Origin of the sequence: Saccharopolyspora griseoalba, assembly GCF_042665275.1 — a bacterium.
Taxonomy (GTDB): Bacteria; Actinomycetota; Actinomycetes; order Mycobacteriales; family Pseudonocardiaceae; genus Saccharopolyspora; species Saccharopolyspora griseoalba.
In genome coordinates this window covers 135,807-149,157 of sequence record NZ_JBHTCJ010000010.1, presented here as the reverse complement: position 1 = coordinate 149,157, position 13,351 = coordinate 135,807, and the positions used below count along the sequence as shown (strand labels likewise).

Here is a 13,351-nt window from a genome sequence, read left to right as displayed (position 1 = left end):
CATACAAGTGGCTGCCGACCGACCGGAGAGTCGGGCTTGGTGGATCTGGAGCGTGGCGGTGGTCGCCTACCTCGCCGCGGTATTTCACAGAGGCAGCTTGGGGGTCGCCGGGACGCAGGCGCTGGACCGCTTCGACGTCGGTCCGGCCGCGCTGAGCGCGTTCACGGTGCTGCAGGTCGGCATCTACGCCGGCATGCAGATTCCCACCGGATTGCTGGTGGATCGCTTCGGCCCGCGCCGGGTGATCACCACGGCGGTGTTGTTGCTGGGGTTCGGGCAGGTGCTGTTCGCGCTGTCCGGTTCCTACGCGATGGGGTTGTTCGCCCGGGGTGTGCTGGGCCTGGGGGATGCGTTGCTGTGGGTGTCCATCCTGCGGCTGGTGGCCACGCTGTTCTCCGCGCGGCGCTACGCGCTGGTGGCCACCGTCTCGAGCGCGCTGGGCGCGATCGGTGGCGTCGCGGCCACCTTCCCGCTGGCCGCCGCGCTGGGCGCGCTGGGCTGGACGGCGACGTTCCTGCTGGCCGGTGCGCTGACCGCGGGCTACGCGGCGATGACGTTCACGGTGGTGCGGGACAACTCGCCCAAGGCCGCGCCCGCCAGGAGCGGGGGAGCGGTGCTGGCGCAGGTCAAGGACGCGTGGTCGGTGCCGGGCACTCGCCTGGCGTTCTGGACGCACTTCTGCACGATGTTCGCCTCCGGTGCGCTGACCCTGCTGTGGGGCTTCCCCTACCTGGTCGAGGGCTTGGGCGTGCCCGCCGCGACGGCGAGCGTGCTGCTGAGCCTGCTGATCATCGGGCAGGTCGCCGGTGGACCGATGGTGGGCTGGCTGATCGGCAAGCGGCCCGAGGTGCGGATGTACCTGGTCGTGGGCTACCTGGCGCTGAACCTGCTGACCTGGGTGGCGCTGCTGGGCTGGCCGCAGGGCCGCCCGCCGGTGGTGGTCATCGCGGTCGGGTTCGTGATCTTCGCGCTCGGCGGGCCGGTGTCCTCGGTGGCCTTCGCCCTGGTGCGCGACTACAACGCGCTGCGCCAGGTCGGCACCGCCACCGGGGTGGCCAACTCCGGCGGGCACTCGGCCACCGCGCTGGGGGTGCTGCTGGTCGGGCTCGTGCTGCAGGTCTTCGAGCCGATGCCGGGCGGCTCGGAGTACCGCGTGGCGATGCTGGCGCTGGTCGGGCTGCTGGTCTTCGGCGCCTTCCGCACGCTGGTGTGGTGGCGCCGCGCCCGCGCCGCGGTGTTCGCCGCCGAGGGTCGCGGCGAGCAGGTGCCCGTGGTGCTGCACCGGCACCGCTGGGACCTGCGCGAGGTCCGCGAGCCCGTCGCGGCCTGAGCTCCGCTCTCGAGGGGTCCCCGAGCGCTCCGAGCGCTCGGGGACCCTTTCGCTTGGTCTCAGGTGGTGGGATCGGGGGAGGGGCTCGCCCAGGGGCCTCGGACTTGGCTGATGTGAGCTCGCATCAGCGATTCGACGGCGTCCGGGTCGCGCGACTCGATGGCGTCGACGATCGCGTGGTGCTCGTTGGCGGCGTCGACGAGCCCGCCGCGTTCGCGCAGCGCCGTCAGGCCGAACAGCCTGGTGCGGGCGCGCAGGTCGGACACCAGGTCGCTCATCCGCGGGTTGTTGGCGTAGGAGAGCAGGCGCAGGTGGAAGACGCGATCGGCCTCGGTGTACTCGACCAGGTCACCGGCCTCGGCGGGGGTGACGATGCGCTGGGCGAGCTCCCGCAGCTCGGCGAAGTCCTCCTGCGGGATCACGGGGGTGACCTTGCCGACCGCGGGCGGCTCGATCAGCAGCCGGATCTCGGTGATCTGGTCGAGGTCGGCCTCGCTGACCTCGGTGACGCGGAAGCCCTTGTTCGGCACGATCGCCACGAGGTCCTCGCGCACCAGGTCGAGCATGGCTTCCCGGACCGGCGTGGCCGACACGCCGAACCTGGAAGCGAGGGAAGGCGCCGAGTACACCACGCCGGGCTCCATCTCGCCGGAGATGATCGCCGCCCGCAGCGCCCGCCCGACGCGGTCGCGCATGCTGACCTTCTCCATCTGAACCAGCTTCGGACCCACCGCTACCTCCACGTTCTGCGCACATCCATGGTATGTGACGTGGTACTGCGGCTGCTGGACCGGCGTCTCCGGCCGCTTCACCCGGGTTGCGTGGTTTCGGCGAGCTGCTCGAGCGGGACGGGCGCGGTGAACGACTGCTTGGCGGTGGGTCGGAGGTCCTCGGCGGTGAGCTCGCGGCCCTCCGCGGCGGCGGTGAGCTTCGCCGCGGCGAAGCCGCAGACCCGACCCTGGCACCAGCCCATCCCGGGCCGCGCCAGCAGCTTGACGGTGCGCGCGTCACCGGCCCCGAGGTCGTCACGCGCCGTCCGCACCTGCTCGTGGCTGACCTCTTCGCACCGGCAGATCGTGGTCTCCGGTCGCAGCCATTCGTGCCAGCGAGGGGGCACGGGGTGCGCGGTGTGCATGGCCGCGGCGAAGCGACGGTGGCGGGCGATGCGCGTCCGCAGCGCCCGCACGTCCGCCTGCGAGACCTGCTCGCGCTGGTCTCGCGCGGCGGTCAGACCGGCGAGCGCGCCTTCGGCCACCGCGAGCATCGCCCCGCCGACGCCGGTGGCCTCGCCCGCGACGTAGACGCCGGGCGCGGTGGCGCGCTGTTCCGCGTCGACCACCGCCACGAGCGAGTCGTCGACGTCCTTGCGGGTCGCGGCGCCGGTCGCGGTGATGAGCTCCAGCGAGGGCGTGAAGCCCCATCCGAGCGCGACGAGGTCGACCTCGGCGGATCCCGCCCGGCCGCGGATGCGGCCTTCGCGGTCCAGCCGGGACAGCTCGACCGACCGCACGGCCTCGTCGCCGCGGATAGCGGTGACCGCGGTCCGCTGCCGGTACGGGATGCGGTGCCGGGCCAGCGCGGCGGCGTGCTCGACGGCTTCGCGCGCTTTCGCCGGGATCGCTGCGGCGGCCAGCGGGTGCCGGGCCCAGCCGGTGATCGATCCGGCCTCGCAGACGGCGACGACCTCAGCACCGGCCCTGGCCAGACCGGCGGCCACCGGAAGCAGGAACGGGCCGGTCCCGGCCACGACCGCACGCCGACCCGCCAAGGTGCGGTGGGCCTTCAGCAGGGCTTGCACACCGCCCGCGGCCATCACCCCGGGCAGGTCCCAGCCCTGGATCGGCAGCTGGCGGTCGTATCCGCCGGGGCACAGGATCAGCGCGTCGGCGGTCACCGAGCGCGGGGCGATGTCGGCCGCGGCTTCCACGTGGGCGGTGGTCAGGTGCAGGGTGTGGCTCGGCACCTCGGCGCGCGCGGGTCGTTCGACGAACCAGACCTGCCGGCGGGGCAGGTGGGTGATCCGCTGTCGGCTGCTGAGCAGGCGAAGCCGGGTGCGCAGGTCGGTGAAGGTGGGCCAGTCGTGCTGACCGAGCGATTCCGGCCCGCGCGGGGCGGAATCGTCGGGGCGGCGCCAGTACTGGCCGCCCGGTTGCTCCCCGGAATCGACGAGCACGACTCGGCGACCGGCCTCGGCCGCGCTCACGGCCGCGGCGAGCCCGGCCGGGCCCGCCCCGACCACGGCGACGTCGTAGCGGGCGCGCGCGGATGCGGGTTCAGTCAACGGTGTCCTCCCCGGTCTCGAACGGCCGGTGCTCCGGCGAGGTGCTGGACAGCGTCATGCCCGGCCGTGCCGGGACCAGGCAGGCGCGCTGGTTGGGCACGCCGTCGACGGTGAGCAGGCAGTCGTAGCAGATTCCGATGCCGCAGAACAGGCCGCGCGGCCGGTGCTGGACGCGGGTGGTGCGCCAGGACCGGATCCCGGCGTCGAGCAGGACCGCTGCGAGGCTCTGGCCCGCGGTCGCGGGCAGCGCGCGGCCGTCGAACGCGACCTGGAAGCGCTCCGGTTCGGGCTCGGACCGTTGGGCGGGACTCATGATGCCTCCACGAGATCGAAGCGCTCGGGCGCGAAGGGCGCCAGGTCGAGGTCGGGCCCCGCGCCGGTCAGCTGCTGGACGAGCAGCTTCGCCGAACCGACCGAGAGCCCGATCCCGGCGCCCTCGTGCCCCGAGGCGTGCCACAGACCGGGCGCGCGCGGGTCGTGGCCGATCACCGGGAGGTGGTCGGCGCAGTACGGGCGGAAGCCGGAGTAGTTGCGCATGATCTTGGTCTTGGCCAGCGCCGGGTACAGTCGCACGGCCTTGGCCGCGATCTGGCGCAGCGCGGGCAGCGAGACGGTGGCGTCGAATCCGACGCGCTCGCGGGAGGAACCGATCAGGACGGTGCCCGCCCGGGTGCCTTCGATGACCGTGGAGGTCTGCAACCCCGCGTCGGATGAGGTGGTGCTGGCGACGTAGTCGCCGGAGTAGACCTTGTGGAAGACCGTCCGCGGCAGCGGTTCGGTGACCAGCACGAACCCGCGCCGCGGCAGGATCGGCAGCCGCACCCCCGCGAGCTGGGCGAGGTCGGCGGCCCAGGTCCCGGCGGCGTTGATGACGTGCTCGGCGTGGACCTCGCCGCGGGTGGTGGCCACACCGGTCACCGCGTCGCCGCTGCGGAGCAGTCCGGTGACCTCGGTGCGCGTCCGGATCCGCGCGCCCGCCGCGCGAGCGAGGCGGATCAGTTGCGCAGCCATCAGCATCGGCTGGACCTGGCAGTCCTGCGGGTAGAACGCGGCTGCGGTGAGGCCTTCGGTGATGTGGGGCTCGTAGCGGTGCACCTCGTCGGCGGCGAGGTCGGTCGCTGCGATGCCCGCGTTGCGCTGACGTCGGGTCAGCTCGGCGAGGTTCCGGGCCCCGTCCTCGGTGGTGGCGACGATCAGTCCGCCCTTCTCGTCGAACTCCCACAGGTGGTTGTGCGGCGCGAGATCGTCTCGCCAGACCTGGTTGGAGTACAGCGCGAGGTCGAGCTCGGGCCCGGCCTCCTTGTCCGAGACCAGCAGGTTGCCCTCGCAGGCGCTGGTGGTTCCGCTGGCGATCTCGCCGCGCTCGACGACCTGGACGCGCAGGCCCCGTTCGGCGGCGAAGAAGGCGCACGCGGCGCCGAGGGCGCCTGCTCCGATGACGACGACGTCGGCGGTGCTTGCCATCGCTGCCTCCGTTGGTCGGTTCCGGGCCGTGCGGGCGGTCAGAGCTCGAAGCCCGCGGGGAAGGGGTCGGAGGGGTCGAGCACGTACTGCGCGGTGCCGGTGATCCAGGCGCGGCCGGTGATCGTGGGCACCACCGCGACCCGACCGGCGACCTCGGTTCGTTCGACGAGCCTGCCCACGAAGGTGGTGCCGATGAAGGATTCGTTGACGAAGTCGGTGTCGAGCGCGAGTTCGCCGCGCGCGTGCAGCTGCGCCATCCGGGCGCTGGTGCCGGTACCGCACGGCGAGCGGTCGAACCAGCCCGGGTGGATGGCCATGGCGTGCCGTGAGCGCTGAGCGGTCGAGTTCGGTGCCTTGAGGTAGACGTGGTGGCAGCCGGCGATGTCGGGCCGCTCGGGGTGCACCGGCCGTGCTTGCTCGTTGATCGCCGACATGATCGCCAGACCGGCGTCGAGGAGTCGCTGCTTGGCGGCGCGCTCGAAGGGCAGGCCCAGCGCCTCCAGGTCGACGACGGCGTAGAAGTTGCCGCCGAAGGCCAGATCGCAGACCACCTGGCCGAACCCCGGCACGTCGATCTTCTGGTCGAGTGCATGGCTGTACGAGGGCACGTTCTTGATCGTCACCGCCTCGGCGTGCCCGTTGCGGACCGCGACGTCGGCGACCACGAGACCGGCGGGAGTGTCCAGCCGGACCTGGGTGACCGGTTCCGTCACCGGGACCATCCCGGTCTCGACCAGCACCGTCGCGGTGCCGATGGTGCCGTGCCCGCACATCGGCAGCAGGCCGGAGACCTCGATGAACAACACGCCCCAGTCCGCGTCGGGGCGGGTCGGCGGTTGCAGGATCGCCCCGGACATCGACGCGTGCCCCCGGGGCTCGCACATCAGCAGGGTGCGCAGGTCGTCGTTGTTCTCGACGAACCACTGCCGCCGCTCGGCCATCGTCGCCCCGGGAACGACCCCGACGCCGCCGGTGATCACCCGGGTCGGCATGCCCTCGGTGTGCGAATCCACGGCGTGCAGGACACGACTGGTCCTCATCGACCGCTCCTTTCGACGCTGCGGACGTGTTGGGCGCCGCTCCGCGGAGCGGGACGGCGCCCACCGTCCCCTCGATCGGTCAGGCGTGGCCCTTGGCCAGGACCTTCTCGGTGTCGTTCGCGATGCGCTCGGCGACCTCGGGCGCCAGTGGTGCGCGCGGCGGGCGACAGGCGCCGCCCCGGCGGCCCGCCACGTCCATCGACAGCTTGATCGCCTGCACGAACTCGGTCTTGGAGTCCCACCGCAGCAGCGGGTGCAGGTCGCGGTAGATCGGCAGCGCCTCGGTGAGGTCGCCCGGATCGCCCGAGGTGGCCAGCTCGTAGAGCTCGCGGCAGGCGGCGGGCAGAGCGTTGGGGTAGCCCGCGATCCAGCCGACTGCACCTGCCAGGCCCAGCTCGACCAGCACGTCATCGCTGCCGACCAGCAGGTCGAGGTCCGGGGCGAGCTCGTCGATCTCGTAGGCGCGCCGCACGTCGCCGGTGAACTCCTTCACGCCGACGATGCAGCCCTCGGCGTGCAGCTCGGCCAGCAGCGCGGGGGAGAGGTCGACCTTGGTGTCGAACGGGTTGTTGTAGGCCACGATCGGGATGCCGACCTGCGCGGCCATCCGGTAGTGCTGCACGATCGCCGCGCGATCGGCGCGGTGGGCGTTCGGCGGCAGCAGCAGCACCGAGTGCGCTCCTGCCTCGGCGGCGTGCTCCACCCACCGGCGGGTTTCCAGCGCGCCGTAGGCGGCGACCCCTGGCATCACGTGGAAGCCCTCCGGGGCGGCCTCGATCGCGGTGGTCACCACCTGTGCGCGTTCCTCGGCGGTCAGGGTCTGGTACTCGCCCAGCGAGCCGTTCGGCGTGATGCCGTGCACGCCGTTCGCGGCGAGCCACCGGACGTGCTCGGCGAAGCCGTCGTAGTCGATCGACAGGTCGTCGTCGAACGGCAGGGCCGAGGCGACGTGGATGCCGCGCCAGGGCTTGAGCTCGGTCATCGAGCCTCCCTTCAAGGGGTTGTGAAGAAGTATGTGACATTGCACTGACGGTCGCAAGCACGTAGGTTCCTGTGACGTGACGCACGCTCTATGCAATGTTACATGTCACGTCCCGCGTTCGTCGGCTCGATGAGGAGGGCGCGCGAATGGGCCTGCTGACCCAGATCAACGATTGGCTCTGGACACCGCTCGTCGTCCTGGCGCTGGGCTTCGGGCTGGTCCTGACGGTTCTGACCCGATGCGCGCAGCTCCGCCTGCTCCCGGCGATGCTGCGGCAGCTGGTGCGGGGCGAGCGGTCGGCGGAGGGCATCTCGTCGTTCCAAGCGCTGTCGCTGACGTTGTCCAGCCGGATCGGAGTCGGCAACATCGCCGGCGTCGCGACCGCGATCGCCGCGGGTGGTCCGGGTGCGCTCTTCTGGATGTCGGTGATGGCCTTCCTGGGCGGAGCAACGGCTTTCGTGGAGTCCACCCTCGCGCAGATCTACAAGCGCCGGATCGACGGGGAGTTCCGCGGCGGCATGCCGTACTACATCGAGCAGGGCCTCGGGATGCGCAAGGTCGCGCTCGTCGGCGCCTCCGTCGCGGCGCTGCTCTACGCGGTGCTGGCACCCGGCGTGCAGTCCAACGCGATCTCCAGCAGCTTCGGCTCGGCCCTGGGCGTCGATCCGCTGATCAGCGGGCTCGTCGTCACCGGGGCGCTGGCGTTCGTCGTCCTCGGGGGTCGTCGGCGCATCGTGATCTTCGTCGAGGTCGTCGTCCCCTTCATGGCGGTGGCCTACGTGATCGCGGCCGTGGTGGTGCTGGCCGTCAACGCGACCGCGCTGCCCGCCGCCGCGGGGCTGGTGCTCTCCAGCGCGTTCGGCGCGAACTCCGTCTACGGGGGGATCCTCGGTTCGGCGATCGCGTGGGGCGTGCGCCGCGCGCTGTTCTCCAACGTGGCGGGCGTCGGCGAAGGCACCTACGGCTCGGCCGCGGCCGAGGTCTCGCACCCGGCCAAGCAGGGTCTCGTGCAGTGCTTCTCGATCTACGTCGACACCCTGTTCCTCTGCTTGGCGACCGGGCTGATGATCATCGTGACCGGTGCCTACAACGTCCAGCCCCCCGGTGGTCCCGCCCTGGCCTCGAACCTGCCGGGGACCGAGGCGGGCCCCGCCTACACCCAGGCCGCGATGGACTCGGTGCTCGTCGGTGCCGGTGGCCCGTTCGTCGCGATCGCGATCGCGCTGTTCGCGTTCTCGACGCTGGTTGCCTTCTACTACATCAGCGAGACCAACCTCGCCTACGTGCTCGGCCGCACCCCCGCCGCGGCCACGGCGGTCCTCAAGGTCGTCCTGCTCGGGACGACGTTCTGGGGAGCTGTGCAGTCCGCCGACCTGATCTGGGCCGTCGGCGACGTCGGCTACGCCGCGCTGGCCTGGGTGAACATGCTGTGCCTGCTGCTGCTGGCGAAACCGGCCCTGCGGGCGCTGCGCGACTTCGACGCGCAGCGGCGGCGCGGCCTGGACCCGACCTTCGACCCCGTCGCGATCGGGATGACCGGTCTCGACTGCTGGGGCCCCGGCGCGGAACCGGTGCGTCGTCGCTGACGTCCCTCCCCTGCTCCAGGTGCGCGTCACCGCTCTTCCCGAGATGAGCCCCAGGAGCGCTCGGAGTCCAGGGGGCTCATCTCGGAGAAGGGGCGGTGGTCACAGCACCGTGGACAGGTGCCAGGGCACGAACTCCTCCTCGCCGTAGCCGAGCTCCTCGCTCTTGGTCTCCTCGCCGGAGGCCACGCGCAGGATGTGCTGGAAGATCTGCTCGCCCATCTCGGGCACGGTCAGCTCGCCGTCGGCCACCACGCCGCAGTTGATGTCCATGTCGTCGGTCATCCGCTCGTACAGCGGGGTGTTGGTGGCCAGCTTGATGCTCGGCGCGGGCTTGCAGCCGAAGGCCGAGCCGCGGCCGGTGGTGAAGCACAGCAGCTGCGCGCCGCCGGCGATCATCCCGGTGGCGTTGACCGGGTCGTAGCCGGGCGTGTCCATGAACATCAGCCCGGGCCGGGTGATCGGCTCGGCGTACTGCAGCACGTCGACCAGGTTGGTCGTGCCGCCCTTGGCCGCCGCGCCCAGCGACTTCTCCAGGATCGTGGTCAGCCCGCCCTCCTTGTTGCCGGGGGAGGGGTTGTTGTTGATCGAGCTGCCGTCGGCCTGGACGTGCTTCTCCCACCAGCGGATGCGGTCGACCAGCTTCTCGCCGACCTCGCGGGAGACAGCGCGCCGGGTCAGCAGGTGCTCGGCGCCGTAGATCTCCGGCGTCTCGCCGAACACCGCGGTGCCGCCGTGGCGGATCAGCAGGTCGGCGGCCGCGCCCAGCGCCGGGTTGGCGGTGATGCCGGAGTAGGCGTCCGACCCGCCGCACTCCATGGCCAGCATCAGCTTGTCGGCGCCGACGGTCTGGCGCCGGTTGGCGTCGGCCACCGGCAGCATCTCCTCGATGCGCCGCACGCCCTCGGCGACGGTCTTCTTGGTGCCGCCGAACTCCTGGATGGTCATCGCGTGCACCGGCATGCCCTCGGGCAGGTTCAGGTCCGAGGTCAGCGACTTGATCTGGTTGACCTCGCAGCCCAGCCCGAGCACCAGCAGCCCGGCGACGTTGGGGTGCCCGGCGTAGCCCTGCAGGGCGCGGCGCAGCACCTCGAAGCCCTCGTTGCCCGCACCGGAGTGCCCGCAGCCCAGCGTGTGGGTCAGCGGGCAGACGCCGTCGACGTTCGGGTAGTCGTCGAGGATCCCGGAGGCCTCGACCTTGCGGGCGATCATCTTGGCCGCGGTCGCCGAGCAGTTCACCGAGGTCAGCACCGCGAGGTAGTTGCGGGTGCCGACGCGGCCGTCGGGGCGCACGAAGCCCTGGAAGGTGGCGCGCTCGGCTTCGGCGACGTGCTCGGTGGGCGTGACGTCGGCGCCGAAGGCGTGCTCGCGCTGGAACTCGTGGTAGTCGACGTTGTGCGTGTGCACGTGCTCGCCCGCGGCGATGGCGCGCGCGGCGAAGCCGATGATCTGGCCGTACTTGCGCACCGGCTCGCCCTCGGCGAGCGCGGAGGTGGCCAGCTTGTGGCCGCGCGGTACCTGGGTGCTGACGCTGAGGCCTTCGTAGGTGCCCGGCTCGATGTCCTGCCGTGCGATGAGCACGGAATCGTCGGCGTGCAGGCGGAATCCCAACTGGTCCAAGGTCGGCGACGACAACCGGATCACCCTCGCTTCACATCTATGAAAACAGTTCGTGCAGGTGAACACGACCATAGTGCTGCGAACAGCGGTTGTCATCGCAGTCTGCGCCGGATTTCCCGAAGCCGCCGGAGCGCCCTCAGATCAGCGAGGCCGCCATCTCGCCGATCATCAGCGACGGCGCGTTGGTGTTCCCGCCGGGGATGCTCGGCATGATCGACGCGTCGGCCACCCACAGCCCGTCCACGCCGCGCACCCGCAGCTGCGGGTCGACCACCGCGCGCTCGTCGGCGCCCATCCGGCAGGTGCCCACCGGGTGGTAGACCGAGTGGATCCGCCGCGGCAGCTCGCGGCGCAGCGCGGTCTCGTCGGTGAACTCCGGGCCCGGGCTGAACTCGCACTTCACGTCGCCTGCGATGGTCTTGTTCGCCATCACCTCGCGGATCGTCGAGATCGCCTCGACCAGGAAGTCCGCATCGGCAGGGTCGCTGAGGTAGCCGGGATCGATCAGCGGCGCGGCCATCGGGTCCGCCGAGGCCAGCCGCACCTGCCCGCGGCTGTGCGGGTAGATCAGCGTGGGGAAGATCGTCAGCGCCGGGCGGGTGTCGGTGCGGTGCAGCTTGTCGGCGTCCTGGTTCGGCGTCGGGTAGCTCCACGGGATGGTGTGGATCTGCAGGTCCGGCACGTCGCGGGCGCGCGAGGTGCGCGCGAACCCGACGGATTCGAACAGGCTGCGCCCGATCCAGGACTCCCCGCGCGTCCCGAAGGTCTCCTTGGCGATCCCGCTGAGCAGGTGGCCGGGCGTGGAGCGGTGCACCGCCTTGTCGCTGAGGAAGGTCATCGGCACGAACAGGTGGTCGTGCAGGTTCTCGCCCACCGGCAGGTCGGCGAGCACGTCGACGCCCACCTCCCGCAGGTGCCCGGCCGGTCCGATACCGGAGAGCATCAGCACCTGCGGCGAACCGATGACCCCGGCCGAGACGACCACGCCGGAACCGGCGCGCAGCACCTGCTGCTTGCCGGTCCTGGTGTCGGAGATCTCGACGCCGGTGGCCCTGCCGTCGTCGATGATCACGCGTCGGACGTGCACGTGGGTGCGCACCTTCAGCGTCGGCAGCTCCCGCTCGGTGAGGTATCCGCGCGCCGAGCTGTAGCGGCGGCCGCGGTTCGCGCTCTGCTGGAAGACCGCCACGCCCTCCTGCGACTCCCCGTTGTAGTCGTCGATGACCGGCACGCCGAGGGTTTCCGAGGCCGCGGCCATGAACTGCTGCGATGCCGGGGTGAGGTCCTTCTGCCTGGTGACCTCGATCGGTCCGCCGGCGCCGCGCAGGTCGCTGGCCCCGCCCTCCCAGTTCTCCAGCCGCTTGAAGGCGGGGAGCACGTCGTCGTAGCTCCAGCCGTCGCAGCCCTCGGCGGCCCAGGAGTCGTAGTTGGCCCGGTTGCCGCGCACGAACAGCATCCCGTTGACCGAGCTGGAACCGCCGAGCACCTTGCCGCGGGTCATCGGGATCTCGCGCTCGTCGGCGTGCTTCTGCGGCACCGAGCTCTGCTTCCAGGTGACCTGCTTCTTCAGCTGCGGCACGGTGTGCATCAGCGAGATCATCCCGGGCACCCCGACCAGCGGCGTGTCGTCCGCGCGCCCGGCCTCCAGCAGCAGCACCTCGGCTCCGCGCTCGGCGAGCCTGCTGGCCACGATGGCGCCGGCGCTACCGGCTCCGACGACGATGTAATCGGCATCGCTCACGGGAACTCCTCAGAGCTGTCGTCGTTGACTACTCCACGCGCCACCACCTCGCGGCGGTCATACAGATCATGGATATGTGTATGACTCGGAGTCAAGGCTCCACCGGAGTCACCGGAGCGCTCAGCGGCCCGGGCTCTGCGGAACCTCGCGCTCGCGGATCCGGCGCAGCATGCGCGCGTCGGCGAACCCGACCGACCTCGCGGCGGACTCCGCGGTGGCGCCCCGATCGAGCAGGTGCTCGGCCCGCTCCAGCCGCAGGGCGTGCTGGCACCGCAGCGGCGTCAAGCCCGTCGCGCGGACGAACGACCGGGTCAGCGTCCGCGGGCTGCAGCTCACCGCGGCCGCCAGCTCGGCGAGCGGGAGCGCCTCGGCGAACCGCTCTTCCGCACGAGAAATCCCCGGGGCGATGTGCTCCGGGGATTCTCTCGTTCGAGTGGCGAGCGGATCCGTCACCGCATCGCGGGATTGGCCACCGCGCTCAGCGCGCAGTAGCCGATCGGGCCCCGCGTGTCGTGGAAGGTGCAGCTGCCGGTGGCCACGCCCTCGGCGTCGAGGTGCCCGGTGGCCTCCATGCCGATCTCGGCGCTGTCCGGCAGCCTGCTCAGCGTGAGGGTGTAGTCGGCGTTGATGAACTCCAGCACGCCGCTGGGCGCGAAGTTGGTCAGCGGGCTGGCGAAGTCCGCGGCCGTGGCCACCCGCTGGAACGGCGTCATCGGCTCACCGGCGACCAGGTCGTGGGTGTCGCGCAGCCAGGCGCGCCGCGACTTCGCCGACCAATCGGCGGCCCGGCCGTCCGAGTCCACCTTCCACACGTCGAACGGCGCGACCCACTTGCCCGGCGACTCCGGGGGCGGGCCGAGCTCGGCGGGTGCCGGCGCGTCCCACGCGGGCGTGCTGGGCACCTCGTGCATCGGCTGCTCGCCGCGGCGCAGCAGCACCGCGCTGGCCCGGGCCACCGCCTTGTCCCCGGCGTGGATCGTGGCGTCGGCGACCCGGATGCGGCGCCCGTCGCGCACCCGCTCGGTGCGCACCCGCACCGGCTCCAGCTTGGCGCTGCGGAACAGGTCCACCGTCAACCTGCTGAACTGGAACTCCGGCGAACCGTGCTCGCGCTCCAGCGACCTGGCCAGCAGGCCGCCGAACAGCCGTCCGTGCATCATGTCCGGCGCCCACGGGCTGTCCGCGCGCGTGGAGGGGACCAGCTGGTCCCCGTCGAGGTGGAAGAACGCCTCGTCGCTGTCGGCCACCGGTCCTCCTTGACTCGCCGAGCTCCTCCAGCCGATTCCAGCACCCGCCCCGCCCGATGGCAC

The 13,351-nt window shown here is 71.7% G+C and carries 12 protein-coding genes; 2 read left to right on the top strand and 10 right to left on the bottom strand.

All coding sequences use genetic code 11. The annotated features are described in order from the left end of the window. The first annotated feature begins 7 nt into the window (after positions 1 to 7). Positions 8 to 1,330: an MFS transporter gene (locus ACFQRI_RS19375; RefSeq protein WP_380670590.1), complete on the top strand. Its 1,323-nt coding sequence runs from the start codon at positions 8 to 10 to the stop codon at positions 1,328 to 1,330. A 59-nt stretch (positions 1,331 to 1,389) separates the two neighbouring features. On the opposite strand, the gene ACFQRI_RS19370 is transcribed toward ACFQRI_RS19375, so the two are convergent. From ACFQRI_RS19370 to ACFQRI_RS19345, 6 genes are all read right to left on the bottom strand, one after another. Continuing rightward, complete coding sequence (locus ACFQRI_RS19370; RefSeq protein ID WP_380670588.1) at positions 1,390 to 2,061, bottom strand: GntR family transcriptional regulator; 672 nt, start codon at positions 2,059 to 2,061, stop codon at positions 1,390 to 1,392. A 77-nt stretch (positions 2,062 to 2,138) separates the two neighbouring features. After that, positions 2,139 to 3,611 carry an FAD-dependent oxidoreductase gene (locus tag ACFQRI_RS19365; protein WP_380670586.1) on the bottom strand — a complete coding sequence of 491 codons (1,473 nt, stop codon included), beginning with the start codon at positions 3,609 to 3,611 and terminating at the stop codon, positions 2,139 to 2,141. After that, positions 3,604 to 3,924 (bottom strand): (2Fe-2S)-binding protein, encoded by a 321-nt coding sequence (locus ACFQRI_RS19360; RefSeq protein ID WP_380670584.1) that lies wholly within the window; start codon positions 3,922 to 3,924, stop codon positions 3,604 to 3,606. Before ACFQRI_RS19360 ends, ACFQRI_RS19365 begins: the two co-directional genes overlap by 8 nt. Then, complete coding sequence (locus ACFQRI_RS19355; RefSeq protein ID WP_380670582.1) at positions 3,921 to 5,075, bottom strand: NAD(P)/FAD-dependent oxidoreductase; 1,155 nt, start codon at positions 5,073 to 5,075, stop codon at positions 3,921 to 3,923. Before ACFQRI_RS19355 ends, ACFQRI_RS19360 begins: the two co-directional genes overlap by 4 nt. Before the next feature lie 38 nt (positions 5,076 to 5,113). After that, positions 5,114 to 6,115 (bottom strand): proline racemase family protein, encoded by a 1,002-nt coding sequence (locus tag ACFQRI_RS19350; protein ID WP_380670580.1) that lies wholly within the window; start codon positions 6,113 to 6,115, stop codon positions 5,114 to 5,116. A gap of 79 nt (positions 6,116 to 6,194) precedes the next feature. Continuing rightward, the gene (locus ACFQRI_RS19345; protein WP_380670579.1) at positions 6,195 to 7,097 is read right to left on the bottom strand and encodes a dihydrodipicolinate synthase family protein; all 903 of its coding nucleotides are present in this window, start codon (positions 7,095 to 7,097) and stop codon (positions 6,195 to 6,197) included. A 146-nt stretch (positions 7,098 to 7,243) separates the two neighbouring features. Here ACFQRI_RS19345 and ACFQRI_RS19340 point away from each other — a divergent pair, with 146 nt between their 5' ends. Beyond that, positions 7,244 to 8,683: an alanine/glycine:cation symporter family protein gene (locus ACFQRI_RS19340; protein WP_380670577.1), complete on the top strand. Its 1,440-nt coding sequence runs from the start codon at positions 7,244 to 7,246 to the stop codon at positions 8,681 to 8,683. A gap of 99 nt (positions 8,684 to 8,782) precedes the next feature. Here ACFQRI_RS19340 and ACFQRI_RS19335 read toward each other — a convergent pair whose 3' ends face one another. From ACFQRI_RS19335 to ACFQRI_RS19320, 4 genes are all read right to left on the bottom strand, one after another. Next, complete coding sequence (locus tag ACFQRI_RS19335; protein WP_380670575.1) at positions 8,783 to 10,300, bottom strand: UxaA family hydrolase; 1,518 nt, start codon at positions 10,298 to 10,300, stop codon at positions 8,783 to 8,785. A gap of 136 nt (positions 10,301 to 10,436) precedes the next feature. Then, positions 10,437 to 12,041: a GMC family oxidoreductase gene (locus ACFQRI_RS19330; protein WP_380670573.1), complete on the bottom strand. Its 1,605-nt coding sequence runs from the start codon at positions 12,039 to 12,041 to the stop codon at positions 10,437 to 10,439. Positions 12,042 to 12,161: 120 nt separating this feature from the next. Further along, entirely contained in the window at positions 12,162 to 12,494 is a 333-nt protein-coding gene (locus ACFQRI_RS19325; RefSeq protein ID WP_380670571.1) for a helix-turn-helix domain-containing protein, read from the bottom strand. Continuing rightward, positions 12,491 to 13,288 (bottom strand): thioesterase family protein, encoded by a 798-nt coding sequence (locus ACFQRI_RS19320; protein WP_380670569.1) that lies wholly within the window; start codon positions 13,286 to 13,288, stop codon positions 12,491 to 12,493. Before ACFQRI_RS19320 ends, ACFQRI_RS19325 begins: the two co-directional genes overlap by 4 nt. Positions 13,289 to 13,351 lie beyond the last annotated feature (63 nt).

What these genes read in the sequence shown, in the direction of transcription:
- ACFQRI_RS19360 (WP_380670584.1), bottom strand. Translation starts at nt 3,924, where the DNA reads ATGAGTCCCGCCCAACGGTCCGAGCCCGAACCGGAGCGCTTCCAGGTC.
- ACFQRI_RS19355 (WP_380670582.1), bottom strand. Translation starts at nt 5,075, where the DNA reads ATGGCAAGCACCGCCGACGTCGTCGTCATCGGAGCAGGCGCCCTCGGC.
- ACFQRI_RS19350 (WP_380670580.1), bottom strand. Translation starts at nt 6,115, where the DNA reads ATGAGGACCAGTCGTGTCCTGCACGCCGTGGATTCGCACACCGAGGGC.
- ACFQRI_RS19345 (WP_380670579.1), bottom strand. Translation starts at nt 7,097, where the DNA reads ATGACCGAGCTCAAGCCCTGGCGCGGCATCCACGTCGCCTCGGCCCTG.
- ACFQRI_RS19340 (WP_380670577.1), top strand. Translation starts at nt 7,244, where the DNA reads ATGGGCCTGCTGACCCAGATCAACGATTGGCTCTGGACACCGCTCGTC.